Genomic DNA, 25,304 nt, shown 5'->3' with positions numbered 1-25,304 from the left:
GGCGATGAAGAAACTGCTGGAAAAAGCGAGGCGATCGCGGAAGACGCAGCGGCTGCGTCAGTTGCTCGACCGTGCAATCGACCGGGTTCGCGATGCGCTGGCGGCACCAGGGCCGCGGCTTCAGCCCGTTCCGGTGCGGGTGAAGCGCCGCAAGGGTTGAGCCCTCCGTCTCAAGCCCTCGCGGCAGCCCCAAACAAAAGGCCCCCTCCTAGCCGAGGGGGCCTTTGCGTTGTTAGCCCACCGCGTCCTTGGCGGCCTTGACCGGGCGGGCGCGGACGATCTTCCGGGCCGGCTTGGCCTTGAACATCATCTCTTCACCCGTGAACGGGTTGGTACCCTTGCGCGCCTTGGTCGCGGGCTTCTTGATGACCACGAACTTGGCGAAGCCCGGCACCAGGAACAGGCCGTTCTTCTTGAGCTCCTTGTGGCCGACGTCGGTCAGCGTCTCCATGACGCTCTTGACGTCGCGCTTGGAAAGCTCGGTGGCGGTCGCAATCTTTTCGATCAGCTGCGATTTGGACATTTGGGTTGGCATCGTGTCTCCTCTGATTCGTTGCCGGTTGCATATTAGACCAACCGTTGAAGGCCCAGAGCCTTCTGCACAGTTTTGTCGCGATTTTACGGGCTTTTTTGGCCCTCTGAGGCAAAAAACCCTGCTTTTCAGCGGCTTCCAGAGCGGAAGGAGCCTCCGGCAGCGGTTTTTGCCTTGTTTCAAAGGCCCGCACGCCGCCTTGCTAAAGCTGATTCGCTGCTTTCGACAAGCGACGACCGGCCTCTTTGTGAAAGGCCGGTCGCGATTCACCCTGAAAAATAAGGCTAGATCGTCGTGTTGCGGCGTCTCGGCTACTCTCTCACCCTGTTCTTACGGGGGCGCGACGAGCTTCGCTCGCGCTAGATACGCTCGATGATGACGGCCGGAGCCATGCCGCCGGCGGCGCACATGGTGACGAGACCGCGCTTCAGGTCGCGCCGTTCGAGCTCGTCGAGCACGGTGCCGATCAGGATCGAGCCGGTGGCGCCGATGGGATGGCCGAGTGCGATCGAGCCGCCATTGACGTTGACCTTGGCGCGGTCGAGCTTGAGGTCGCGGATGTACTTTTCCGCCACCACCGCAAAGGCCTCGTTGATTTCAAACAGGTCGATGTCGTCGATGGAGAGCCCCGCCTTCGCCAGCACCTTGCGCGTGGCCGGCACCGGCGCGTTCAGCATCAGGGTCGGCGAGTCCCCCATATTGGCCATCGCGACGACGCGAGCGCGCGGCTTCAGGCCGTGCGCGCTGGCATAAGCGGGCGATGCGAGCAATATCGCGGCGGCACCGTCGACGACGCCGGAGGAATTGCCGGCGTGATGCATGAAGTCGATGTTCAGGTCCGGGTATTTCTGCAGGATGAGGCCGCGATAGGTCGTGCCCTTGTCGTCGAGCGCATAGTCGGCGATCGCGGGGAATGCGGGCTTCAATGCGCTCAGCCCTTCCATCGTGGTCTGCGGCCGCGGATACTCTTCATGATCGAGCGCGAGGCTGCCGTCCTCGCGATGAACAGGCACGAGGCTCTTCTTGAAGTGGCCGCCGGCAATCGCCTGCGCTGCGCGCTTCTGGCTTTCGAGACCGAGCGCGTCGACGTCCTGCCGCGTGATGCCTTCCAGCGTCGCGATCGCGTCGGCGCAGACGCCCTGATGCGACTGCGGATGCCGCGCACGCAGGCGCAGATTGCCGGAGTCCATCATCATCGGACCGCCGCCGCGGCGTCCTTCCATCGACATCATCTCGCAGCCGCCGGCGATGACGAGGTCTTCGGTGCCCGACATGATCGAGGCCGCCGCCATGTTGACGCTGGTGATGCCGCTTCCGCAGAAGCGGTCCAGCGTCACCGCGCTGGCGCGCACGTCGTAGCCGGCATCGAGCGCCGACATGCGGCCGAGGTCGCCGCTTTGGGTCGCGACCTGCGCGCTGCAGCCCCAGACGATGTCGTCGACGTCGGCGGTGTCGATGCCGGTGCGATCGGCGAGCGCGCGCAGCACGGTCGCGCCGAGCTGCTGCGGATGAATGCCCGAGAGTGCTCCCTTGCCGGCCTTGCCGACGCCCCGCGGGGTCCGGCAGGCATCGATGATCAGCGCGTCAGCCATTGGCGTTGTCCTCTTGTTTATGGGTGTTGATGTCGTTTCTGAATAAGGGGAAGAGTGGAGTCAACGTGCGGTGCCGCGCGGCCTCCTTGCAAAAAACTGAAAAACAACCCCATGCACAGTAGAAGCGCGGGTTCCGCATGGGGCGCGGTGATACCGGTGAAGCGATTGGCCTGTCAGGCTAAACGGCCGTGGCCGCGCGATCTTGCGTCACCTCGCCCCGCCTGCGGGAAGAGGTCGGATTTTACGCGCGGCGGAAAATCCGGGAGAGGGAGAGAAAGCTATGCCCCCGCCGCGTTCTTCGCGATCACGTTGCGGTAGAAGGTCGCGCTGAGCTTTGGCGTGCGCACCTGCGTGTCGAAATTGACGTGATAGAGCCCGAAACGCTTGTTGAGCCCGAACACCCATTCAAAGTTGTCCAGCAGGCTCCAGAGGAAGTAGCCGCGCACCGGCACGCCCTCGGCGGTGGCGCGCTGGAGCTGCGCGAGATAGTTGCGCAGGTACATGATGCGGTCGGTGTCGTAGATCTTGCCGTCGGGCGTCACCACGTCGTCGCCGGAGGTGCCGTTCTCGCTGATGTAGATCGCATCCGTCTTCCAGATCTTTGCGGCCAGCTTCGGCACCCAGTAGATCGTCTCCGGCGCGACGCGGAGCCAGTTCGAGTTCATATGCGGGAACGATTTCGGGATCGGCAGCGGCATGAAGCCCGCGCCATGGTCGGAGGGCACCACATAGTTCTGTGGCGCGTAGATGTTGAGGCCGAGGAAGTCGACCGGCGAGGAGATGATCTTCAGCTCGGCGTCGGTGTATTTCGGCGCATCGGCGCCCGCGTATTTCAGGAAGGCGTCGGTATACCGGCCCGTCATGATGACGTTGAGATAGCCGGCGTTCATCTCGCGCAGCGCGATCTCGGCCGCACGGACATGCTCGGGCGTGTCGATTGCGGGAACGCAGACGTCGATATTCTCGGCCGGCCCGACCCTGGTGCCGCGGCGGCCGTGCGCCCGCACCGCCTGCACCCCGAGCCCGTGCGCGAGCGCGCTGTTATGCCTGACCTGGTTGACCTCCGCTTGCGGCAGCGTCACGCCGGGCGCGTCGATGCCGAGGCCATAGCCGAACTGGACGAAACGTCCGCTCTCGTTCAGCGTGAACACGTTCTTGACGCGATCGGTCAGGCGCTCGGCGACATAGCCCGCATAGTCGCCAAAGATCTTGCACGTCTCGGTCGAGCGCCAGCCGCCGAAGCGATCCTGGAGCGATTGCGGCAGGTCCCAGTGATAAAGCGTCAGCCACGGCTCTATGCCGTTCTTGAGGAGCTCGTCGACGAGACGATTGTAGAAGTCGAGCCCCTTCGGGTTCGGCTTGCCGTCGCCGTCCGGAAACACCCGCGGCCATGCCACCGAGAAGCGGTAGGCTTTGCAGCCGAGCTCCTTGATGAGCGCGATGTCTTCCTTGTAGCGGTGATAATGCTCAACGGCGCGATCGCCAGTGGTGCCGTCCTCGATCTTGCCGGGGATGCGCACGAACTTGTCCCAGATCGAAGCCCCCCGCCCGTCGACGTCGACCGCACCCTCGACCTGATAGGACGAGGTCGCCGTGCCCCAGACAAAGCCCGCCGGAAAGCCGTCCACGCCCCGCGGCGCCGGCGCCGGCTTAACCTCGGCGGCCTCCAGCGGATTTGCGATTCCGGCTGCGGACAATCCCGCCAGCTTGGCAAACTGGCGACGCGAGACCTTGTCCGACATTGATACTGCCCCTTGAGACGATTGTTGCGGCGGCACAATGGCGTGTCGGAAGCTGCTTGAAAAGCGGGAGTTCCGGGACTTTCGGATGCAAAAATGCAGAAGAACGCCCGGATTTACCCCCTGCCCTGCTTTTTGCCCTTCACGCCCTGAGCCGCGTCGAAGCACGCCAACAGCGAATTGATCACGGCTCGCGAGCCCAGACCATCCACCACGAAGTCGCGGTCCTTGCCGTTGGGCGGTATGATCTTCAGCTTCGCGCTGCGAATGCAGGAGCGATCGTCCGAAACCATCGATAGAACGATCCGACGCTCCACCATCGATGGCAAGAACGCATACGTCCGTTCACAAACGCGGTCCCGAGTGATTGCGAGTCCTGCTGCGGCCGTCGCGCCAGCCTGGCAAGCTGGCAACGCGAAGCCTTGTCCGACATGATGCTGTATTGAACCGAGCACGCCGAGCGACCCGGCTCGCTCGATCAGCGCGAGCGCTTGGGCAATTTCGGAAGCTTGTCGGGATTGAACGCGGCTACCTGCTCGGTTCGCTCACGCGCGGGCGGCTGCTGTTCCGTGAGAATGAGCGTACCCTGGAGGATCATTCCCGGCATCTGCGCTGCCTTCGCCGTGTAGGTCGCGACCTTGCCGGGGCAGTTTCCCTCGATGTCCAGCGTGAGCTCGTCGTCGATGCCGAAGACCGTTGCACGTCCGTCGGTGTGACGCTTCGTCGACACGGTGGCGGTGAAGCGATCTCCATCGACCTTGCAGGAGCCGTGATAGGTCATCAGGCTGTCGCAGCCCCAGATTTGTCCGTCTGCGACATGGACGATCCCGGTACCCTGGTCCAGTGGCGTCTTGTACCACGCCGCGTAGGTGCCGTCCTTCAGCATGGGAGCAGTCTCCCTTGACATTCCCTCGCGAATAATCCGCATGATCAGCGCTAAGAAACGGTTAATCGCGCGGCCCGTGCGAATCCGGTCTGTCCCTTCGCAACTCGGCTTCCAGATCCTCGATGATGCTGTGAAGCAGGCACGCGGCAAGCGGATCGGTGACTTCGCGCTCCAGAAGCCTGTAACGCGCGATCTGGAATTCCCGCTCTCGCAACTGGTGCTCTGTCATCGGACGGGCCCTCCGGCAAACCTACCCGGAAACAGCCAAGTCGTTTCGTTACAATTTTCAGATCATTTGCTATGGTTTCTGATCGGTAAAGGAACGCGGCGCCAAGCAGGTCGGTGTACGGGGTTTGCAATGTCGATCGTTCAAAGCTATCGCGCCTTCGCCTACAATAATGCCTGGGCGAACCACCGGTTGCTCCGCGCGTGCGCCGAGCTGAGCCAAGGCGAATTTGAGGTCGAGCGGACGGGCTTCTTCCCGAGCCTACAGCGGACGTTGAACCATATTTATGTCGTTGACCTCTTTTACGTCGATGCACTCGAGGGCGGATGGCTTGGGCCGAAGGCCTGGGAGGATCCGATCCCATTTCCAGCTCTTGCAGGGCTCTCGGAAGCTCAAGCATCGATGGACCGCCGCTTCATCGGCGTCTGCGATGCCCTGACACCCGCCTCGTTGAACGAAGACGTGCGGATCAATCGAGATCCCAGTGTCCAGATAGAGCGACGCGACCGGCTGCTGATGCATCTCATTCAGCATCAAATTCACCACCGTGGGCAGGCGCATACGATGTTATCGGGAACGCGCGTCAAGCCGCCGCAGCTCGACGAGTTCTTTTCAACTGCCGAAGCGCCGTTGAGGGCATCCGAGTTTGCCGATCTGGGCTGGACGGACGAAACCGTTTGGGGGCCACCCAACTGAGCGCGCGCGCTACCGATTGCGGTTCCGACCTGCTCCGACCGAGGCGAAGACAACTTCCATCAGCCATGCAACGCCGGCGTCCTTCATCGCAGCCTTGGTCGCGATGGCGCAGATCGTATCCGGCTTACGGGCGAAAGGCAGCTCGACGAACATCAATCCGAAATGCCCGGCGTGCTGCTGCATCAGACGCCGCGGCAATGCAGCGATCAGTTCGGACCCTGCAAGCTGGACCAGCGCCATCATAAAGTTCGGGACAGTCAAGGCAATGCGGCGCTTGAGACCGCGCTTTGCCAACATCTCATCGACGAAGCCGCGTGGCTCACCGCTGAGAGACACCAGCAGATGCTGCGATTGCGAGAAAGCCGCGGGTGTCGGAGCTCTGGCGAAGGCGTGTCCCTTGCGCATGGCCAGCACGAATTCCTCGTCGTAGAGCCTGCGCGCCTCGAAACGCGGCGATACCGCCGGCAGCGGCAGCATCGCGATGTCCAGCTCTCGTCTTTCGAGCATCTCGAGGCACTCGTGCCAGGGTTCGCCGATCGCGCCGCCGCGGGGCGCGGGCATCACATGGATCAATCCGATGTCGATGTGGGGCGCCCTGCTCGCGATCGAACCGAGTAGCTGCCCCGTTGTCGAGGCGAGAACAGCATCGGGTGCGCCGATCGTAAAGCGGCGATGGCTTTTTGCAGGGTCGAATGGTCTAGCCGAGCCAACCAGTTGTTCGACGCGCGCGATGATTTCGGCGATCGGGTGGTCAAGCTCCAGGGCCCGCTCCGTTGGAACGACGCCCTTCGGCGTTCGCAGGAACAGCGGGTCGTTCAAAACAAGGCGCAGCCGGCCAAGCGCGTGGCTGACAGCGGACGGCGTCAGGTTCAGTCGCGCGGCCGCGCGCGCGACATGGCGTTCTTCCAGGACCACGCGGAAGAGCACAAGGAGATTTAGTTCGACCCTGGATAGATCAATTTGGTTCAGCATATTGCTGAAATCATATCGCTGGATTCATCGAGATCAAGGCCTCATGGAATGCGTAGATCGTGCAATCAGGAGCTTCGAAATGATCAGAAAGGCGAAAGGGGTGAGCAAGGGCCATGGCTCGCCGGACAACCGGGACTCGCCGCACAGGATGTCGAGGCGCTCGATGATGATGGCAGCGGCGGCAATTCCTGCTTCCGGTCAGCTTCCAGCCAATGCAGCCGCCGGGGACGACGCGACAGCCGGTCTCATCAAGCTCGCCGGCGAGAAGAATGCCGCTTTCATGCGTGGCGACATGGGCCGCTGGTCGCAGCTGGTCCGGATTGCCCCGGATTTCACGCTGATGCAGCCCTTCGGTGGCCCTGCCAGCTTCGGATTCGACAACAGCCCAAAACGGCTGGCTGACCTGGCGCAATATTTCAGGAGCGGGGAAACCGGACTGGAGGTCTTGCAGACCTATGCCTCGAACGGGCTCGTTGCGCTCGTCATGATCGAACGCCAGCGCGCGGAGGTCGGCGGCCTGCCTGCCCAGGACTGGTCGCTGCGCGTCACGGAGATCTATCGCAAGGACAGCACGGATTGGCAGCTGGTACACCGCCATGCAGATCCGCTGGTCCGGCGCATTTCCTTGCAGCAAGCGGCGATCCTCGCCCGAGGCTGGGCGGAGTAAAGGCGATGTCTTTCGCCCTCCGGAGGCGGCCGGCCTTGCGTGTCGAACTCAGAACGTCATCCGCATGCCCGCATAGAACGCACGGGGCCTTGCCGGGCTCAGCGAGCGCGGGTCGGTGAATTCCGCACCGCCATTGGTGAAGTTGGGCAAGGCCTCCCTATCGAAGAAGGTGCCAAGGGTCGAGTAGCGGTTGTCGAAGATGTTGGCGACGCGACCGTAAATCTGCAGGTTCTTTGTGATCTGGTAAGAGGTGTGGAGATTGAACACGGCGTAGGACGGCAGCTTCGGAAACTGGTTGGACTCGTCGCCGACGAAATACTGGCTTGAGACAAAGAGCGCGTCACCCCCGACCTTCCAGACATCGGTAACCGCATATTCGATGCTTGCCTTAATAAGGTGGCTAGGGAGGCGCGGAATGTGATTGCCCGGCAAGACCTGGATGTTGCCGGCGTCGGCGAACGGGCTCTCTGAGCCAAGCGTCAGCGCGTCGAGGAAGCGCGCGTCCAGGAACGCATAGCTCGCCTGGAACTGAAGCACATTCGACTTCAGGCTCACCTCGGCTTCGATACCCTGCCTGCGCGTCCGGCCGACGTTCTGGAAAAAGCCGAAGCCAGTCAGGCCCGGAATTGGGGTGGCGAGGATGTCGTCGTAGTTGGTGGCACGGTAGGCACCGATTTTCCAGCCGAGCGAGCCGATGTTCAATTCCTTGGTGCCGCGGAAGCCCGCTTCGAAGGTCTTGGATACGACTTGCTGCAGTGAGGGGTCAGCGATCAGGAACTGCCCGATGATGCATGGCCTCGCCGGATCGGCGCAGCCGAGCTCGAGTGGCGTGGGTACCCGGTTGGCTTCGGAATAGCCCGCATAGGCAGTCACTTCAGAGGTGATCTTGTAGGTGCCGCCGATGATCGGATTGAACCGATCATAGGTATGATCGCCATTGAGTGCGGTGCCGAGCTGGTCCATCAGCGTGACACGGGCCGCATTGAATCGCCCGCCTGCCGTCACCGCAAAGCGATCGTCCACGTTGAACGTGTCAAGCGCATAGAGCCCGTGATATTGGTTGACGGTGCGAAGCGACACGGGACCAACCGATGTCGGGTCACCGGAGGGACCCAGGAATATGCCGCTGCCCGTGACGACATAGTTCGTGCCTATGGTTCCTAATTCAGCGCTGCCGGTGAAGCGCGTGCTGCTGACATCATAGCTCGCGCCAACTACGAAGCGGTTCTCATGACCGAACAGCTGGTCGGTGTTGGTTGCCTGACCGGATACGCCAAAGGTGGTCGATTTCGTGCTGGTGCGATCGATCTCGCTGAGGATGGCGTCTGGCGCAAAGGTATTGGCGAGCTGAACGCCATTCAGGCCAAAAGCCGGGACCGTATCATTGCCAAAGCACAGGAGCGTTGGATCGGCACATGCCTGGGCGTCGGTCGGGTTTCCGTCCACGGTGCTCTGTTTGAAGCTCCGCAGATGCGCCGTGCCCTCAAAGGTCCAGGTCGGCGTCGCCTCCACCTTGCCGGTCAGGTTGAGATAGCCGACCTTGTTGGAGATGGTTTGCGGCGTTGTGTAGGTCGCCCCCCAATATTGCTGGAGCAATTCGGCCGGAACAGTGCTGGGTCCCGCCAGGGAATTGTTGGCGACGCCGCCATTGAGGTGAAACTCGTTGCCTTCGAAACGATACCCGACGTCGCCATAGAAGCGCCGGACATCCGATTGCGAGAAATTGCGGAAACCATTGTCGTGAACGCCTTCGAGCGCTCCGTAGACCGACCAATTATTGTCGACCTGCTTGCCCCATTGTGCGGAGCCCTGGATGCGGCCGAATGAGCCGCCCATGATATCGATCTCGGCCCCTTGATAGTTGAAGCCGTTCTTCATCTGCAGATCGATGGCACCGCCGAGGGCATTGAGGCCGTATGCCGGATTGTTAGTCACGACCAGCGCCGATCGGATCGCGGCCGTCGGGATCAGATCCCAATTAACAGTGTCGGAAAACGCCTCGTTGATGCGTACGCCGTTCTGGTAGACGGCGAGGCCCTGCGGCGTGCCGGCCAGAGGTGAAGCGACGAAGCCGCGAAACTGCACATCGGGCTGGAATGGATTGCCGGTCACTTCATTGATGCTGAGACCAGGCACGTACTGCTGCAGGGCAATGGCGATATCCGGCGAGGCGGTACGCCTGATCTGGCTGGCATCAACCGCATTGATCGCGGACGGCACCTTGTCGACATCGAGACCTCGGCCGGTGCCCGGTGAGGTCGGGTAGACGTAAAGGCGTGTCTTCGGAGCGGCGGACGCCGGCGCCCCTACCCGTGCGACCGGCCGCGTTGGCGCACTGCGCCTCACGGCCGACGGCGGTGGTGCCGTGATCTCGACCGCCGGCAGATTCTGGACGTTGGTTTCCTCATCCTGCGCGGCTGCGGCGGGGCCTGCAAGGACCAAGCCCGACACCAGCCCCGTCGACACCGAGGCTATCAACAAACGACGCTTGAACCAAAGAGGCTTGCCCATCCCTGCCTTCCCATCCGTGACCACCGGCTGTTTTGATTTTCGCCGTTTGGTTGAGATGAGTGTATTCGGCGGCAGTGAGTCCGCCAGCCACAAAAGGTCTGGCACTATCCGCACCCGTTTTCCCGACCAAATCGGGAATTTTTCCCGATGCAATCAGGACGCCGCCGTCGGAACCAGCGCCTCCACGGTCAAGCCGCCGTCGCCGGAGACGACGTTGAGCGTGCCGCCCAGCGCCAGAATGCGCTCGCGCATGCCGACGAGGCCGAAGCCGAGCTGCTGGCCCGGCTCCATGCCGCGGCCGTTGTCGCTGACCCGCACGCGCGCATAGCCGCGGCCGCCGGCCTGCTCGACGGGCTCGATCACGACATTGACCGACGTCGCGCCGGCGTGGCGGAACACGTTGGTGAGCGCCTCCTGCACGATGCGGTAGATGGTGAGGTCGGCCGTCTCGCCGGTGACCCCGAGCGTAGCGGAGATCACGGTTTCGATCGCGACGTCGGGATGCGACTCCCGCCACAGCCGCGAGAGCGATTCCAGCGCCTGGCGCAGGCCGAGCTCGGCAAGGCCGACGGGCCGGAGCCGCTCCAGCACCCGGCGCGTGAACTGCTGGAGCTGGTTGATCTGTTCCAGCAAGGCGCTGCCGTGCTTCCGGACCGAGTCGGCATTCGGCGCGCGCCCGTCCGCGAGCTTCGCCAGCGCGCTCGCATGCGCGCGCAGCGAGAACAGATACGGCCCGAATTCGTCGTGCAGCTCGCGCGCGATCTCCTTGCGCTCGACGTCCTGGAGCGACACCGCGCGCTCGGCCAAAAGCCGCTTTTCCTCCACCGCCTCGCCGAGCGCCGCCGCGAGATGATTGAGCTTGCCGCAGATCGCGGCCAGCTCGGGCGCACCGCCCGGCGTGGCGCGCGCGTCATAATGCCCGCCCTCGATCGCGGTCATCGTCTGCGCCAGCGACTGCAGCGGCGCGAGCGCGCGGCCGACCACCGTCATCATCACCAGGAACAACGCGAGCGCGATCACCGAGCCGACCTCGAGCTGGGTCACGATGGCGTCCCAGATCTCGGCGATCTCGTCATCGGGATGCGCGGTGATCACCAACGAGCCCGGCTTGCCATGGACCGAGACCGGCACGCTCACCGTGGTCTGCTCGGGATGAACCAGGCCGACGAACCAGGCCGGCGGTCCGCGCGCGTCGTCGTCGGCAGGCCGGGGCGGCGTCAGCGGGTTACCGCCGGCGTCCTGAAGCGCGATGCTGACATGGCGCAGGCGGCTCAGATCGCGCGCGATCTGGTTCAACCTGGCATCCGGATCGGGCGCCTCGTTCAGATCCGCAACGATCATCTCGATGAATTCGCGCGCAAGCCGGATCACGCTCTGGTCCTCGGCCTGCACGCGCGGCCCGGCTTCCGCGACCTGGCGGCCGATATTGACGGCGAGCCCCAGCGCCAGCAGCAGCGCCAGCAGAAGGTTGATGCGCGCGCGCAACGATAGATTTTGCCACATTGGTGCCGCCCGTGCCTCGCGAAGGTTGGCCCGCGCCTGTCCGATGACGTTGACAGAGGCGAAGCGCCCGATATCTAATCGAAAGCGTACAGCAATCCCGGCCGGGTTGCATGAGGCGACATGAGACGCGTGCAGCGTTCTTGTTCGGATCATGCGGCGGAAAAGCAGGCCGAGGCTGTCGCGGGGAACGCCTATGCGCATTCTGATCGTCGACGATCATCCCATTGTCGCCTCCGGCTGCCGTGCCGTGCTGGCCGACGAGGGCGAGATCGAGATTTTGGAGGCCGCCGACGCCGAGGACGGCGAATGCGTCTTCATTGTCGAGCGCCCCGACCTCTGCATCATCGACATCAACCTGCCGACCGTCTCCGGCTTCGAGCTCGCGCGCCGCATCCTCGAACGTGCGCCCGAGGCCCGCATCATCATGTTCAGCATGAACGACGACCCTGCGTTCGCCGCGCGCGCGATCGAGTGCGGGGCCAAGGGCTACGTCTCCAAGACCGGCGACCCCGACGACCTCGTCGAGGCGATCCGCGCCGTCGGGGGCGGCGGCACCTATCTGCCGACCGCGATCGCGCGCAGCATCGCGTTTGCAGGACCGACGCTGGCGCAAAGCCCGCTGTCGAAGCTGAACGCGCGCGAGATGGAAATCCTGCGGCTCCTCAGCGCCGGAAAGAGCCTGTCCGAGATCGCCTGGCTGGTGCAGTCGTCCTACAAGACTGTCGCCAACACCTCCTCGATCATGCGACAGAAGCTCGGCGTGAAGACCTCGGTCGAGCTGGTGCGGCTGGCGATCGACAGCGGCGTCGCCTGACGCATACACCGCCACGAATTCGGTCACACAAGCGTTGCAATCTTGATGTGGTAAGATGCCACGGAGCATAACGGCATGACGATCCAGACTGTCTCGACCAACACTTCCTATGGCGGCGTGCAGGGCGTGTACCGCCATGCCAGCCAGGCGACCGGAACCGACATGGTGTTCTCGGTCTATGTTCCCCCGCATGCGGCCGGCGCAAAGCTGCCCGTGGTCTGGTATCTCTCCGGCCTCACCTGCACGCATGCCAACGTCACCGAGAAGGGCGAATTCCGCAAAGCCTGCGCCGAGCTCGGCCTGATCTTCGTCGCGCCGGACACCAGCCCGCGCGGGCCCGACGTGCCGGGCGATGCCAACAATGCCTATGATTTCGGCCTCGGCGCCGGCTTCTATGTCGACGCGACGCAAGAGCCGTTTGCGCGCAACTATCGCATGTGGAGCTATGTCACCGACGAGCTGCCCAAGCTCGTGGCGGAGAATTTTCCGGTCGACGCCAAGCGGCAATCGGTGATGGGCCATTCGATGGGCGGCCACGGCGCGCTGACGGTCGCGCTGCGCAATCCGCACCGCTATCGCGCGGCCAGCGCGTTCGCGCCGATCGTGGCGCCCTCGCTCGTGCCCTGGGGCATCAAGGCGCTGACCGGCTATCTCGGACCGAACAAGGAGACCTGGCGCAACCACGACACCGTGGCGCTGATCGAGGACGGTGCGAAATATTCCGGCTTCCTCGTCGACGTCGGCGAGGCCGACAATTTCCTGAAAGAACAGCTCAAGCCCGAGCTGCTCGAGGCCGCCTGCACCAAGGCGGGCATCCCGCTGACGCTGCGGCGGCAGGCGGGATATGACCACAGCTATTATTTCATCTCGACCTTCATGGGCGATCATCTGCACTGGCATGCGGAAAGATTGAAGGGGTGAGGTTTGCTCTCTCCTTCCCCTCTCCCCGTTCTTACGGGGAGAGGGTCGGGGTGAGGGGCTGCTTCGGCAGCGACGGTGAGAATTGGACTCGCGGAGACTCCCCCTCACCCGGAATTTGCTTCCGCAAATTCCGGCCTCTCCCCGCACGCGGGGAGAGGCGAAGAAGAGCGCCCTACTCCGGCTTCCCGTAGTTCGGCGCCAGCAATCGATTGCGGATCAGGTAGCTCATCGTGCGCGACCACGATTCGTCCGTGTTGCCGCGCATGTCGGCGCTGGCGACGGTGATCACGTTGCCGGTCTTCACGTCGCGCAAATAGATGTTGAGATTGATGATCAGGTTCGAGACCTTCTGCACCATGCCGGTGATCTCGAGGTCGGCGCCGAGCTGGCCGGCAAGCTTGAGGTCGCAGCCGCCGCAGGCCTGCAAATTGGCGTGACGGGCCGCATCCCTGACCGGCGCGATATCGAGCAGCTGGAACCTTCCCGACAGCGCCAGTTCCTTGCGCAGCTGCTCGCCGATGCGCTCGAGCCGCGCCTCCTCCGGCCTGGAGCCGTAGAACTCGCCGGGAAGGCTGGTGTCGATCAGCTCGAAATCGAACACCGCGAGCTTGGGCGGATCGGCGAGCGCGACCGAACCCGTCAACAGCAAAGCTGCGAAACAGATCAGCGCTCGCATGATCGTGATTCCCGGCCTCGCGCGCGCGGGGACGAAATGCGGGGTTGCAAGCCGGGCCAAATCGGTCATGCTTTAGCAGAGACAATTCTCCACCGGCGGTCAAGCCAGGGAGAACATCTGGAGGAAACATGATCCGATGGTTGGTCGGCCTGATCGGCCTGGGTCTTGCCGCGACGAGCGCGCTCGCGGCCGACCCGGTGCAGATCGGCGTCGGCTATCTCGGCGTCGCCGGCACCAGATCGACGCTGTCGCTGGTCGAGCAGCCCGCGGAGAATGACGGCGTCGCCGGCGCGCGCCTCGCCATCGAGGACAACAACACCACGGGAAAATTCCTCAACCAGCGTTTCACGCTGGAGGAGCGCCGCATCAGGGAAGGCGAAGATCCGGTTGAGGCTGCGGCTGCGCTCGCCGAGAAAAACGGCTTCATCATCGCCGACCTGCCGGCCGACGCGCTGTTGAAGGTCTCGGACGCCCTGCGCGAGCGCGGCACGCTGCTGTTCAACGCCGGCGCGATCGACGAGCGCCTGCGCGAGGCCGATTGCCGCGCCAATGTCATCCACACCGCACCGACGCGCGCGATGCTGGCCGATGCGCTCGGTCAATATCTGGTGTGGAAGCAGTGGAAGCGCTGGGTGCTCGTGGTCGGCTCGCATGACGAGGACAAGCTGTTTGCAGACGCACTCCGGCGTACCGCCACACGCTTCGGCGCCAAGATCGTGCAAGAGAAGACCTTCGAGGACAAGGGCGGCGCGCGCCGCACCGATAGCGGTGTCACGCTGATCCAGCGCCAGATGCCGGTGTTCACGCAACAGTTGCCGGCCTATGACGTGCTGGTCGCCGCCGACGAGAGCGAAGTGTTCGGCGCCTATCTGCCCTATCGCACCTGGGATCCGCGCCCCGTCGCAGGCTCGGCCGGCCTCGTGCCGCGCAGCTGGGACGCATCGCAGGACCAGTGGGGCGCGATCCAGATGCAGAACCGCTTCATCAAGCTGAATTCGCGGCGCATGACCGCGCTCGACATGCAGGCCTGGACGGCGGTGCGCATGATCGGCGAGGCCACCTCGCGTACCAATTCCGGCGACGTCAAGAAAGTCACCGACTTCATCAAGGGGCCGGACTTCTCGGTCGCTGCCTTCAAGGGCACAAGACTGACCCTGCGCGACTGGAACCTGCAGCTGCGCCAGCCGATCCTGCTGGTCGACGGCCGCATGGTGGTGTCGGTGTCGCCGCAGGAGGGATTTCTGCACCAGGTCTCCGAGCTCGACACGCTCGGCTACGACCGCCCGGAGAGCAAATGCAAGCTGAAATGAGGACGCGAATGTTGCGCATGTGGCGTGTGGGGTTGCTGTCCGGACTGGCGCTTGCGGCCGCGCCCGCGCACGCCTTCATCGCCTATGTCTCGAACGAGAAGAGCAACACGGTCTCGGTGATCGACACCGACAGCTGGACCGTGACCAAGACCATCAAGGTCGGCCAGCGCCCGCGCGGCATCGATTTCACGCGCGACGGAAAGTTCGTGATGGTCGCGGTCGGCGACGACGACACCATCCAGGTGATCGATGCCAAGACGCAAGCGATCGTGGACAGCCTGCCCTCCGGGCCCGACCCGGAATTGTTCGCGCAGGATGCGGCCGGAAAAATCCTCTATGTCGCCAACGAGAACGACAACACGGTGACCGTGATCGATCTGGAGAAGCGCGCGCGGCTCGGCGACATCCAGGTCGGCGTCGAGCCCGAGGGCATGACCATCAGCCCGGACGGCAAGACGCTGATCAACACGTCCGAGACGACCAACATGGCGCATTTCATCGACACCTCGTCGCGCCAGATCGTCGCCAACGTGCTGGTCGACGCGCGGCCGCGCTTTGCCGAATTCAAGCACGACAGTTCAGAGTTGTGGGTGTCCTCGGAGATCGGCGGCACGGTCTCGATCATCGATCCCAAAAAGCATGAGGTGACCGGCAAGGTCAATTTCGAGATTCCGGGGTTGCGGAAAGAGGCGATCCAGCCGGTCGGCATCGGAATGACCAAAGACGACAAGACCGCCTTCGTCGCGCTCGGCCCCGCCAACCGCATCGCCGTGGTCGACGTCGCCTCGCGCAAGGTGACGAAATATTTGCTGGTGGGACAGCGGGTCTGGCACATGGCGTTCACGCCGGACGAGAAATATCTGCTCACTACCAACGGCGTGTCGAACGACGTCTCGGTGATCGACGTCGCCGCGCAAAAGGTGATCAAGACCATTCAGGTGGGCGAACTGCCCTGGGGCATTACGATCTCGCCATGACCAGCCCTGCTCCCATCGCCGAACCGCAGGAGATGCCGAGGCTGGAAGCGGCCGCGGTGCCGGCGCTGTCGATCGACGGCGTCAGCCATTCCTATGGGCCGCGCCGGGCGTTGATGGACGTCTCCTTCCATGTGCAGCCCGCGAGCTTCACGGCGCTGCTCGGGCTCAACGGCGCGGGCAAGAGCACACTGTTCTCGCTGATCACGCGCCTGTTCGGCATCCAGAGCGGCCGCGTCGGCATTTTCGGCCACGACATCAGCAAGAGCCCCGGCGAGGCGCTGCGGCTGCTCGGCGTCGTATTCCAGCCGCGCACGCTCGATCTCGACCTGTCGCTGACGCAGAACCTGCTCTATCACGCCGCACTCCACGGCATCAGCCGGCGCGAGGCGGCCGCGCGCAGCGGCGAGCTGCTCGGCCGCATCGGCCTCTCGGAGCGTGCCGGCAGCAAGGTGCGCGATCTCTCGGGCGGCCAGATGCGGCGGCTGGAGATTGCCCGCGCCCTGCTGCACCGGCCGCGGCTGCTGTTGCTGGACGAGCCGACCGTCGGCCTCGACGTCAAGGCGCGCGCCGACATCATCAGCCATGTCCGCCAGCTCGTGACCGAGCATGGCATCGGCGTGCTCTGGGCCACGCATCTGTTCGACGAGATCATCGCCGGTGACGACCTCGTGGTGCTGCACCAGGGCAAGGTGCTGGCGCAGGGGCCGATGAGCCGCGTCATCACCGATGCCGGCGCGCAGGACGTCAACACCGCCTTCATGCGCCTGACCGGTGCGCAGACGATGCCGGGAGGCGGCGCATGAGCAGCATCACGACGCGGGATACACCGCGCGGTTTCTCGACCGCGGAATACATGACCTGCCTCACCGGCATCGTCTGGCGCGAGGGCCTGCGCTTCCTGCATCAGCGCGAGCGCTTCGTCTCGGCGCTGGTGCGGCCGCTGGTATGGCTGTTCATCTTCGCCGCCGGCTTCCGCCAGGTGCTCGGCATCTCGATCATCCCGCCTTACGAGACCTACATCCTCTACGAGGTCTATATCGCGCCCGGGCTGATGGCGATGATCCAGCTCTTCAACGGCATGCAGTCCTCGCTCTCGATGGTCTACGACCGCGAGATGGGCAATATGCGGACGCTGCTGGTGAGCCCGCTGCCGCGCGGGTTCCTCTTGTTCTGCAAGCTGCTGGCGGGCACCGCGGTGTCGCTGCTCCAGGTCTATGCGTTCCTGCTGATCGCCTGGTTCTGGGACATCACCCCTCCCCCCATCGGCTATCTCACCGTGCTGCCGGCGCTGATCCTGTCCGGACTGATGCTGGGCTCGCTCGGCATGCTGATCTCCTCGGGCATCAAGCAACTCGAGAGTTTTGCCGGCGTAATGAACTTCGTGATCTTTCCGATGTTCTTCGCCTCCTCCGCGCTCTACCCGCTCTGGCGGGTGCAGGAGGGCAGCCCCTATCTCTACTATCTCTGCCAGGCCAACCCGTTCACCCATGCGGTCGAACTGATCCGTTTTGCATTCTACGGGCAAATCAACTGGATCTCGCTGGCGGTGGTGGCGGCCTGCACAATCGTCTTCATGATCGGCGCGATTCTGGCCTATGATCCCTCGCGCGGGCTGGCGCGACGGGGCCCTGCGGGAGGCGAAGGATGAAGGTTCTGGCCATGGCCGCTTTTGCGCTCGCCGTTGCGAGCACGGCTGCGTGCGCCGCCGATCCACGCTATCCCAACTGGCCTTGCACGCAGGCCAAGGTGCCGGACATCTCGCTCGCCGCCGTCTGGGCCGGTCCCGCACTCGACGACGCCGAGACCAAATGGAAGGACGACGCAAAGGTCACCGCGCTGGTCTCAAAACTGTCAGCGCGGAAGACGCCGATGGACGAGGCCGAGAAGTCGGTGAAGGAGTTTTTGGCCGGCTCCGCCGCTGACAAGACGGCGAACGCCAAGCTGTTGTTCGCCGGCTTGTTCGACACGCTCAACGCCCAGCGCTCGCAGGTCATGAACGGGCTCGAACGCGTCAGCCGCAAACAGCGCGAGGCGGCCGACAAGATCCGCGAGGAGTCGATCCAGCTCCAGGCGCTCCAGAGCGCGACACCACGCGACGACGCAAAGGTCGATGCGCTCAGCAACCAGTTGATCTGGGAAACCCGCATTTTCGAAGATCGCCACAAGGTGGTGCGGTTCGTCTGCGAGGTTCCGACCGCGATTGACCAGCGCCTGTTCGCTCTCGGACGCGTGATCCAGCAGGAAATGGAATAGCGTCAGCCTCGCTGACGACGACTTTCGGAAGGTTCCCGCGATATCAGCGCCATCGTTACCCTTTGCCGCGCTATCAGCCGGAACCAAATCGCTCTAGGATGGCTTGTCGACGTGAACTCCAAGACGTCGGGAGGCCTCGATGGGAACAACAAAATTCATCTTCGCATGCGCTGCAGCCATCAGCACGCTTGCGTCCCCTGCTTTTGCTGACGACATGACCGGGATGGTCACCAGAATCGACCGGCTCAACAGCACGATCTCGATCCAGCAGACACAGAAGGGCACGGTCGGCGGCAGCGCAGGCGGCGCCGGCACGCTTCAGGAGTACAAGGCCAAGGACGCCGCAATGCTGGATGCCGTCCATGCCGGCGACAGGGTGACGTACTCGGCGACCGACAATAACGGTACGGGCACGCTGACCAAGCTGCAGAAGCAGTAACCCTGCATCTTCACCTGTCCCCGCGCGCCGCACGGCGTCATGGCCGGGCTTGTCCCGGCCATCCACGCCCAACCACGCGGATTGAAGAACGTGGATGCCCGGGACAAGTCCGGGCATGACGACCTGTACCTACTGCTCTGGCCGCGGCTGCGGGTGCATCTCCTCGGTCGGAAGGTTTGCGCGCTCCCAACCATCTGTGCCGTCGGGGTACCAGGCGACGTTGGCATAACCGTAAGCCAAGGCGCGCTTGGCGGCGTTCCAGGACATCCAGCAGTCGGCCAGGCAATAGATCACGAGCAGCGCAGCCTTGTCGCCGCGCGCGGCGTGGGCGAGGCCGCGCTGGAAATAATCGTCCATGGCGGGCGGCAGCACGCCGTAGCCGGTGTCCGGCAGCCAGGTGCTGCCCGGTATGTTTTTTCGCGGCATATCGCGCCAGACGGTGCCTTCGGGAAGGTTCTTCGGCTTCGGCGCGCGCGGCAGCACGTCGATGAAGGCGCCGCTCTTCGCACGCCAGATTGCTTCGGCCTCCGCAGTCGTCAGCACGCGCGCGCCAGTGAGCGTCGCCGGCACCGGCGCGCGGTAATTGTCGGAGCGATACCCCTCGGGCTCGAACGGCTCCTGCTGCTGCGCCAACGCCGGCGCCACCAGAATGGCGGCAACCAGCACAGCGGCAACGCGCCGCCTCATGGCGTCTTCTTGGCCGTCTCCGCGCCGAGCGGCTTGTCGCTCTCGTCGAGCAGCGGCACGCCGAAGTCGATCAGGATCTTGTTGATCTCGCCCTGGTTCTCCTGGATCAGCTTGTTGAGCTGCCGCTTCCAGTTCTGGTCGGCGGGGCGCACGCCCATGCCGATGCGATAGACCAGCTTTGGCCCTGTGGTTTCCTTCACCAGCGGCGTGACATGCAACGAGCCGGCCTTCTTCGCATAATACCCGGCCATCGGACCCCACAGCACGCCTGCGTCGATCTTGCCGGCGACGAGGTCGTCGACCATCGCCTGCGCGGAGTTGTCGAAGCGCGTGTCGATCATCAGGGGATAGGGTTTTGCATCGCCCATCAGGCCGGCGATCGCCATGTTGGTGGCCGGCGGCGTGCCGGCGACGATGCCGACATGCTTGCCTTTCAACTTCGGGTCTTCGAGCGTATCGACTTCATCGAGCCCGCTGCCTGTTTTCGCGACCAGCGCGTATGACGTGCGATAATAGGGATTGGTGCCCTGCACGAGATCGTCGCCTTGCGGAAATCCCATGATGACGTCGCAGCGATGCGCGCCCAGCGTCATCCGCACGAAGCCGGTGGCCTGCGGGAAGAAGACGTAGTCGAGCTTCTTCTGGAGCTTGTCTGCGAGCAGCTCGGCGAGCTTGTTCTCGAACCCCTCGCCCTTCTCGTTCGAGAACGGCAGATTGCGCGGGTCTGCACAGACGCGCAGCACTTTTTGATCGACCAGCTCGAACGAGAGGTCGCCGGTCTCGCTGGTCTGCGCAATGGCGACGTCGCCGAATGCGCAGGATGCCACCAGGACCCACAGTGAAAACAACCAGCGACGATGTCGCCCGGCCTCCGTCATCGCGCTTCCTCCTCGGTTTGTTTGAATGCTAGCCATGCAACGCATGACGCGCCATGCTTTGCCAAACTTTGTGTTGGCTTTGGTTTGTTGCAGTGCAGTGCGGCAAGCCATCTGAACTGAGGCGGAAAAGTGTCTCGCATCGCTTCCTTGATCGCAGCCCTGTCCCTGCTGGGGACAGCAACGCTAGCACGCGCCGGGGCAGCCGAATTGCCTGTGAGCGAAGTCGCACCGGGAATCTTCGTGCACTCCGGGACCACCGCCCTCATGACCCGCGAGAACGAAGGCGACATCGCCAATGTCGGCTTTATCGTCGGCGAGGATGCGGTGGCCGTGATCGACACCGGCGGCAGCCTCCGTGAGGGCGACGCGCTGCTGGCGGCGGTGCGGGCTCGCACATCCAAGCCGATCCGCTACGTCATCAACACCCATGGCCATCCCGACCATGTCTTCGGCAATGCGGCCTTTGCCGCAGAGGGAACCAGCTTCGTCGGCCACAGCAAGCTGCCGCAGGCGCTGGCGACGCGCGGGCCGTATTATCTCGACAATTTTAGACGCATCATGGGTAGCGAACTGATCGATCCCGTGAAGATCGTGCCGCCCACCCTGCTCGTCGTTGATACCCTGACGCTCGATCTCGGGTCGCGCCGCCTCACCTTGCGGGCCTGGCCGACCGGGCACAGCGACAACGATCTGACCGTGTTCGACGAGACCAGCAAGACGCTGTTCGCGGGCGATCTCGTCTTCCTCCGCCATATTCCGGTGATGGACGGCAGCATCCGCGGCTGGCTCGGCACGCTCGGGGAACTCGATAAAATTCCGGCGCAGCGCGTCGTGCCGGGTCACGGGCCTGTGAGCGACTGGCCTGCCGCGCTCGGCGACGAGCGGCGTTATCTCACGACCCTGCTGGCGGACGTCCGGGCGTCGAACAAGAAGGGCGAGCCGATCCGGACTGCCGCCGACAAGGCGGCCGCATCGGAACGGCCGCATTGGCAATTGTTCGACGACTACAATGCTCGCAACGCAACCGCAGCATTTTCGGAAATTGAATGGGAGTAGTGGACGCGCTACGCTGGACGGGGGATCGGCTGCGCCGCCCCAGAGAAAACTGCTTCGTCCGCACGGAACCACGACCATGACGGGATGCACACGCCGCCTGCCCCTGATCGCCGCATTGCTTGGCATCGCCTTCGCTGTGCCGGCGAGCGCCGAGGAGGCTTACGATCCCTGGCCGGGCCTGGTGCAGGACATCTTCAGCAACCGTCCGATCAACGACGGCAACGACGTCATCGGCATCGAGATGCCCTATCGCGCCGAGGACGCGGCGATCGTGCCGGTGACCCTGCGCAGCAAACTGTCGCCCGCGGATAGCCGCCGCATCCGTTCGATCACGCTGGTGATCGACCGCAACCCCGCGCCGATGGCAGCGAAGTTCGAGCTCGGCGCAGATGCCAACGTCACCGAGATCTCCACGCGCGTGCGCGTCAACAACTATACCGACGTCCACGCGGTTGCCGAGCTCAGCGACGGCCAGCTCTACGTCGCCAAGACCTATGTGAAGGCCTCAGGCGGCTGCTCGGCGCCGGCAGGAAAGAACATCGAGGAAGCCAGGAACCGGCTCGGCCAGATGCGCTACCGGCAATTCGCGCGCGAGGAGGCACCGGCCAGCCGCGTCCGCGAGGCGCAGATCATGATCGGCCATCCCAACAATTCCGGGCTGCAAATGGATCAGGTCACGCAGCTCTACGTCCCCGCCTTCTTCGTCAACCAGCTGAAGCTGACGCAGGACGACAGCCCCGTGCTGTCGATGGAGGGCGGCATCTCGATCTCGGAAGATCCGAACCTTCGCTTCACGTATGTGTCAAATGGCGCCAAGCGATTCCGTGCGGAGGCGAAGGACACGGACGGGCACGTGTTCCGCAATGAATGGGATGTGGAGAAGCCGGGGACGTGAGGTCTCTCGATCGTCATGGCCGGGCATAGCCGTCCGAAGGACGGCGTCGCTTTGCTCGCCTATGTCCCGGCCATCCACGGACTTCGCGCCTATCCTAAGAACGTGGATGCCCGGGACAAGCCCGGGCATGACAACTACGGTTGGCGTGAAGCTAGCCGTCAGAAACACCTCACCTCGGCTTCCGCCTGCGCGCGCCTGAGATCATTCACCGCCGAATTCGCCTGCTCGGACGTACGAAACTGGACGCCGAGATTGCCGCGCACTTGGGACATGCTCAGCGCCGTCTCGGCGGTGACGTAACGGTCATAGGACACGATCGAGGCCACCACGTCGATCGAGCAGGAGCATTGCTCGATCGACTGCCGGCTCTCGCCATTAGCCTTCATGCAGCCATAGACGTATTCGGCACGCGCCGAGGTCGGATAATCGTTGGCCTCCTCGGCACGCGCGGCGTAGACGGTCGCAGCCCACACCGCCAATGCGGCGACAATCGGTCGTAGCTGTCCCGCCAGATTCATGAGCGTCCTCCCGCTGGTTGCGACGAAAGCTATGCTATGCGTATTGTCATGAAAAGCACTCCCTTCGAGGAAACGGCTCACAAGGTGATGAGAGCACTTGGTTTGAGAGCGCCTGGACGAACATTGGCGCTCGCGATGACGCTGGCGCTGGCGCTCGCCGTCCCCGGCCGCGCCGCGGATACGATCCGCCTTGCAGTGCAGAAGACCGGAACATTCTCCTGGGAGCTGGCCGCAATCCGCGCCGGCGGGCTCGACAAGGAAGCCAATCTGTCGCTCGACGTCACCGAGCTCGCGAGCCCCGAGGCCGGCAAGATCGCCCTGCGCGCCGGGAGTGCCGACATCATCCTGTCCGACTGGCTGTGGGTGTCGCGCGAGCGCGTGCTCGGCGCCAAGCTCACCTTCTATCCCTATTCCAGCGCGCTCGGCGCGGTGATGGTGCCGGCCTCGTCGCCGCTCAAGACGCTGGCCGACCTCAAGGGCCGCAAGCTCGGCGTCGGCGGCGGCGCGATCGACAAGAGCTGGCTGCTGCTGCAGGCGCGGATGAAGCAGGACGGCATCGACCTGAAGTCGGACGCGAGCATCGTCTATGGCGCGCCGCCCTTGATTGCCGCCAAGGCGCTCGATGGCGAGATGGATGCGAGCCTCAACTTCTGGAATTTCTGTGCGCAGCTCGAGGCCAAGGGCTTTCGCCGCCTCGCCGGCATCGAGGACATTTTGCCGAAGCTGGGGGCCAAGGGCGCGGTATCCGCGGTCGGTTATGTCTTCGACGAGAGCTGGGCCGCAAGCCACCGCGATGCGGTGGCGCGTTTCATTGCGATGACCCGCAAGGCCAAGCAGCTGCTGGTCACCTCGGACGCCGCGTGGGAGAAGATCGCGCCGCTCACCGGCGCGAGCGATCCGGCCATCCTCAAGACCTACCGCGACCGCTATCGCGACGGCATTCCGCGCCGGAGCATCGTGGACGAGGAGGCGGATGCGCGCGTGCTCTATCGCGTGCTCGCCGAGATCGGCGGACGTGACCTGGTCGGGCCGGCGGCCGAGCTCGATCCCGGCACCTTCTATCACGCAGTCCCCGGAGACTGAGGTGCTGCGTCTTCTCTCGTTTTCCCTGTTCCTCGCGACCTGGTGGATTGCGGCGCTGTTCGTTGGCGGCGCAAAGCTGCCCTCCCCGCCTGCCGTGCTCAACGTCATCATCGCGGAAGCATCGAGCGGCGCCCTGTTCCTGCATCTCGGCGCCACGCTGGCGCGCGTCGCGCTCGCCTTCGTGCTGGCGATGTCGCTCGGCAGTGCCATCGGCTATTTGATGGGGCGGGTGAAGCTCGCCGACCGGCTCGGCGATCCCTGGTTGATCCTGCTGCTGAACCTGCCGGCGCTGGTCGTGATCGTGCTCGCCTATATCTGGGCCGGCCTGACCGAAGCGGCCGCGATCGCGGCGATCGCCATCAACAAGCTGCCGACCGCCATCGTCACCTTGCGCGAGGGCACGCGTGCGCTCGACCGTTCGCTGGACGAGATGGCCACCGTGTTCGCGATGCCGCGCTGGCGTGCGTTCCGCCACGTCGTGCTGCCGCAGCTTGCGCCCTATATCGCAGCCTCGGCCCGCTCCGGATTATCGCTGGTATGGAAGATCGTGCTGGTGGCCGAGCTGCTGGGACGGCCGAACGGCGTCGGCTTCGAGATCGGCGTCGCCTTCCAGCTGTTCGACACGCCGCGACTGCTGGCCTATTCGCTCACCTTCGCGGCCGTCGTGCTCGTCATCGAAACCTTGCTGGTGCAGCCGTTCGAAGCCCGCGCAACCCGGTGGCGGCCCCGTGCGGCTTGAAGTCGATATCTCCGGAAAGACGTTCAGGAGTGCCGCGGGCGAAACGCACGAGGTGCTGGCCCCGGTCAGCTTCGCGCTTCAATCCGGTGAGGTCGGCGTTTTGATCGGCCCCTCCGGCTGCGGCAAGAGCACGATGCTGCGCATCATCCTCGGGCTCGACCGCGATTTCCACGGGACCATCGCGCGTCCACCGGAAGCGCGGATCGGGATGGTGTTCCAGGAGCCGCGGCTGCTGCCGTGGCGCTCGGTCGAGCAGAATGTGCGGCTTGCAGCTCCTGGCATCTCCGAGGCGAAGCTGTCGGAGCTGTTCAGGATCCTGGAGCTGGAGGCGCATCGCAGCCACTTTCCCGGCGAATTGTCGCTGGGTCTTGCCCGGCGCGTCGCGCTGGCCCGCGCCTTCGCGGTCGAGCCCGATCTGCTCGTGCTCGACGAGCCCCTCGCCTCGCTCGACGACGCGCTCGCCGGCCGCCTGCGCGACGAGATCGCGACGCTGGTCGCAAGCCGCCCCATGATGACGCTGCTCGTCACCCACAGCCTCGACGATGCGATCCGCCTTGGCGACCGCTTGTTCTTCCTGTCGCCGCAGCCGGCGCGAATTCTGGCAGAGGTGCCCATCAGCATCCCGCGTGGCGCACGCGGCGACGCAGAGATCGCCGCGGTCAGGGCGGGCCTCGTGGCGAGAATCCAAGGCGAACATGGCGGCGAACACGCCGGGCGTGATGCCTCATAGGCAG

At 64.1% G+C, this 25,304-nt stretch carries 28 protein-coding genes; 16 read left to right on the top strand and 12 right to left on the bottom strand.

Going from position 1 to position 25,304, the window contains the following annotated elements:
• Positions 1–4 precede the first annotated feature (4 nt).
• Positions 5–160 (top strand): hypothetical protein, encoded by a 156-nt coding sequence (locus AB7Z56_RS12625; RefSeq protein ID WP_187387991.1) that lies wholly within the window; start codon positions 5–7, stop codon positions 158–160.
• A 72-nt stretch (positions 161–232) separates the two neighbouring features.
• Here AB7Z56_RS12625 and AB7Z56_RS12620 read toward each other — a convergent pair whose 3' ends face one another.
• The 5 genes from AB7Z56_RS12620 to AB7Z56_RS12600 form a co-directional block, all read right to left on the bottom strand.
• The gene (locus AB7Z56_RS12620; RefSeq protein ID WP_014493658.1) at positions 233–535 is read right to left on the bottom strand and encodes an HU family DNA-binding protein; all 303 of its coding nucleotides are present in this window, start codon (positions 533–535) and stop codon (positions 233–235) included.
• Positions 536–891: 356 nt separating this feature from the next.
• Positions 892–2,124 carry an acetyl-CoA C-acetyltransferase gene (locus tag AB7Z56_RS12615; protein WP_085405697.1) on the bottom strand — a complete coding sequence of 411 codons (1,233 nt, stop codon included), beginning with the start codon at positions 2,122–2,124 and terminating at the stop codon, positions 892–894.
• Between the two features lie 278 nt (positions 2,125–2,402).
• Positions 2,403–3,866: a GH1 family beta-glucosidase gene (locus AB7Z56_RS12610; RefSeq protein ID WP_085405695.1), complete on the bottom strand. Its 1,464-nt coding sequence runs from the start codon at positions 3,864–3,866 to the stop codon at positions 2,403–2,405.
• A 113-nt stretch (positions 3,867–3,979) separates the two neighbouring features.
• Positions 3,980–4,192, bottom strand: coding sequence for a hypothetical protein (locus tag AB7Z56_RS12605; protein WP_135215167.1), 213 nt, complete (start codon positions 4,190–4,192; stop codon positions 3,980–3,982).
• A 149-nt stretch (positions 4,193–4,341) separates the two neighbouring features.
• Positions 4,342–4,749 (bottom strand): hypothetical protein, encoded by a 408-nt coding sequence (locus tag AB7Z56_RS12600; protein ID WP_085405692.1) that lies wholly within the window; start codon positions 4,747–4,749, stop codon positions 4,342–4,344.
• Positions 4,750–5,107: 358 nt separating this feature from the next.
• Between AB7Z56_RS12600 and AB7Z56_RS12595 the strand changes: the two genes are divergently transcribed.
• Positions 5,108–5,671 carry a DinB family protein gene (locus AB7Z56_RS12595; protein ID WP_085405690.1) on the top strand — a complete coding sequence of 188 codons (564 nt, stop codon included), beginning with the start codon at positions 5,108–5,110 and terminating at the stop codon, positions 5,669–5,671.
• A 9-nt stretch (positions 5,672–5,680) separates the two neighbouring features.
• Here the strand turns inward: AB7Z56_RS12595 and AB7Z56_RS12590 are convergent, their stop codons facing one another.
• Positions 5,681–6,643 carry a LysR family transcriptional regulator gene (locus AB7Z56_RS12590; protein WP_085405688.1) on the bottom strand — a complete coding sequence of 321 codons (963 nt, stop codon included), beginning with the start codon at positions 6,641–6,643 and terminating at the stop codon, positions 5,681–5,683.
• A 79-nt stretch (positions 6,644–6,722) separates the two neighbouring features.
• Here AB7Z56_RS12590 and AB7Z56_RS12585 point away from each other — a divergent pair, with 79 nt between their 5' ends.
• The gene (locus AB7Z56_RS12585) at positions 6,723–7,310 is read left to right on the top strand and encodes a DUF4440 domain-containing protein (RefSeq protein WP_245344288.1); all 588 of its coding nucleotides are present in this window, start codon (positions 6,723–6,725) and stop codon (positions 7,308–7,310) included.
• 48 nt (positions 7,311–7,358) lie between these two features.
• On the opposite strand, the gene AB7Z56_RS12580 is transcribed toward AB7Z56_RS12585, so the two are convergent.
• Entirely contained in the window at positions 7,359–9,821 is a 2,463-nt protein-coding gene (locus AB7Z56_RS12580; RefSeq protein ID WP_354098258.1) for a TonB-dependent receptor, read from the bottom strand.
• Positions 9,822–9,974: 153 nt separating this feature from the next.
• On the bottom strand, positions 9,975–11,324 hold the full coding sequence (locus tag AB7Z56_RS12575; protein ID WP_085405686.1) for a histidine kinase: 1,350 nt from the start codon (positions 11,322–11,324) through the stop codon (positions 9,975–9,977).
• Positions 11,325–11,517: 193 nt separating this feature from the next.
• Between AB7Z56_RS12575 and AB7Z56_RS12570 the strand changes: the two genes are divergently transcribed.
• The gene (locus AB7Z56_RS12570) at positions 11,518–12,138 is read left to right on the top strand and encodes a response regulator (RefSeq protein ID WP_014493646.1); all 621 of its coding nucleotides are present in this window, start codon (positions 11,518–11,520) and stop codon (positions 12,136–12,138) included.
• Between the two features lie 75 nt (positions 12,139–12,213).
• Positions 12,214–13,059, top strand: a complete 846-nt coding sequence (fghA, locus tag AB7Z56_RS12565; RefSeq protein ID WP_085405684.1) for an S-formylglutathione hydrolase — start codon at positions 12,214–12,216, stop codon at positions 13,057–13,059.
• A gap of 172 nt (positions 13,060–13,231) precedes the next feature.
• Here fghA and AB7Z56_RS12560 read toward each other — a convergent pair whose 3' ends face one another.
• On the bottom strand, positions 13,232–13,804 hold the full coding sequence (locus AB7Z56_RS12560; protein WP_094184587.1) for a DUF3280 domain-containing protein: 573 nt from the start codon (positions 13,802–13,804) through the stop codon (positions 13,232–13,234).
• A 59-nt stretch (positions 13,805–13,863) separates the two neighbouring features.
• Between AB7Z56_RS12560 and AB7Z56_RS12555 the strand changes: the two genes are divergently transcribed.
• The 6 genes from AB7Z56_RS12555 (at position 13,864) to AB7Z56_RS12530 (ending at position 18,714) form a co-directional block, all read left to right on the top strand.
• Positions 13,864–15,045: an ABC transporter substrate-binding protein gene (locus tag AB7Z56_RS12555; RefSeq protein ID WP_085405683.1), complete on the top strand. Its 1,182-nt coding sequence runs from the start codon at positions 13,864–13,866 to the stop codon at positions 15,043–15,045.
• Positions 15,046–15,053: 8 nt separating this feature from the next.
• Complete coding sequence (locus AB7Z56_RS12550; protein WP_085405682.1) at positions 15,054–16,022, top strand: YVTN family beta-propeller repeat protein; 969 nt, start codon at positions 15,054–15,056, stop codon at positions 16,020–16,022.
• Positions 16,019–16,825, top strand: a complete 807-nt coding sequence (locus AB7Z56_RS12545) for an ABC transporter ATP-binding protein (protein ID WP_085405680.1) — start codon at positions 16,019–16,021, stop codon at positions 16,823–16,825. The genes AB7Z56_RS12550 and AB7Z56_RS12545 overlap by 4 nt, the downstream gene beginning before the upstream one ends.
• Positions 16,822–17,670 (top strand): ABC transporter permease, encoded by an 849-nt coding sequence (locus AB7Z56_RS12540; RefSeq protein ID WP_085405679.1) that lies wholly within the window; start codon positions 16,822–16,824, stop codon positions 17,668–17,670. The genes AB7Z56_RS12545 and AB7Z56_RS12540 overlap by 4 nt, the downstream gene beginning before the upstream one ends.
• Entirely contained in the window at positions 17,667–18,275 is a 609-nt protein-coding gene (locus AB7Z56_RS12535; RefSeq protein ID WP_063981996.1) for a hypothetical protein, read from the top strand. The genes AB7Z56_RS12540 and AB7Z56_RS12535 overlap by 4 nt, the downstream gene beginning before the upstream one ends.
• Before the next feature lie 139 nt (positions 18,276–18,414).
• Positions 18,415–18,714: a copper-binding protein gene (locus tag AB7Z56_RS12530; protein WP_063981995.1), complete on the top strand. Its 300-nt coding sequence runs from the start codon at positions 18,415–18,417 to the stop codon at positions 18,712–18,714.
• Between the two features lie 129 nt (positions 18,715–18,843).
• On the opposite strand, the gene AB7Z56_RS12525 is transcribed toward AB7Z56_RS12530, so the two are convergent.
• Positions 18,844–19,401: a PQQ-dependent catabolism-associated CXXCW motif protein gene (locus tag AB7Z56_RS12525; protein ID WP_085405678.1), complete on the bottom strand. Its 558-nt coding sequence runs from the start codon at positions 19,399–19,401 to the stop codon at positions 18,844–18,846.
• Entirely contained in the window at positions 19,398–20,279 is an 882-nt protein-coding gene (locus AB7Z56_RS12520; RefSeq protein WP_354233436.1) for a substrate-binding domain-containing protein, read from the bottom strand. The genes AB7Z56_RS12525 and AB7Z56_RS12520 overlap by 4 nt, the downstream gene beginning before the upstream one ends.
• 129 nt (positions 20,280–20,408) lie before the next feature.
• Here AB7Z56_RS12520 and AB7Z56_RS12515 point away from each other — a divergent pair, with 129 nt between their 5' ends.
• Together AB7Z56_RS12515 and AB7Z56_RS12510 are read left to right on the top strand one after the other, a co-directional pair.
• A complete protein-coding gene (locus AB7Z56_RS12515) occupies positions 20,409–21,335 on the top strand; it encodes a quinoprotein relay system zinc metallohydrolase 2 (protein ID WP_085405675.1) in 927 nt (308 codons plus the stop codon).
• A gap of 76 nt (positions 21,336–21,411) precedes the next feature.
• A complete protein-coding gene (locus tag AB7Z56_RS12510; RefSeq protein WP_071911687.1) occupies positions 21,412–22,230 on the top strand; it encodes a quinoprotein dehydrogenase-associated SoxYZ-like carrier in 819 nt (272 codons plus the stop codon).
• A 158-nt stretch (positions 22,231–22,388) separates the two neighbouring features.
• Here the strand turns inward: AB7Z56_RS12510 and AB7Z56_RS12505 are convergent, their stop codons facing one another.
• Positions 22,389–22,748, bottom strand: coding sequence for a hypothetical protein (locus AB7Z56_RS12505; protein ID WP_014493633.1), 360 nt, complete (start codon positions 22,746–22,748; stop codon positions 22,389–22,391).
• Positions 22,749–22,883: 135 nt separating this feature from the next.
• On the opposite strand from AB7Z56_RS12505, the gene AB7Z56_RS12500 reads away from it, so the two are divergent.
• Genes AB7Z56_RS12500 through AB7Z56_RS12490 form a run of 3 tightly spaced genes read left to right on the top strand, consistent with a single transcriptional unit; the run spans position 22,884 to position 25,300 of the window.
• Positions 22,884–23,831, top strand: a complete 948-nt coding sequence (locus AB7Z56_RS12500) for an ABC transporter substrate-binding protein (RefSeq protein ID WP_085405914.1) — start codon at positions 22,884–22,886, stop codon at positions 23,829–23,831.
• Between the two features lies 1 nt (position 23,832).
• Entirely contained in the window at positions 23,833–24,570 is a 738-nt protein-coding gene (locus AB7Z56_RS12495; protein WP_038957639.1) for an ABC transporter permease, read from the top strand.
• A complete protein-coding gene (locus AB7Z56_RS12490) occupies positions 24,560–25,300 on the top strand; it encodes an ABC transporter ATP-binding protein (protein ID WP_085405674.1) in 741 nt (246 codons plus the stop codon). Before AB7Z56_RS12495 ends, AB7Z56_RS12490 begins: the two co-directional genes overlap by 11 nt.
• Positions 25,301–25,304 lie beyond the last annotated feature (4 nt).

This window comes from Bradyrhizobium sp. 482_C4_N1_8 (assembly GCF_052075965.1).
GTDB lineage: Bacteria > Pseudomonadota > Alphaproteobacteria > Rhizobiales > Xanthobacteraceae > Bradyrhizobium > Bradyrhizobium barranii.
Note: the sequence above shows the minus strand (reverse complement) of the source record. Positions and strands in the feature narration are given on the sequence as shown.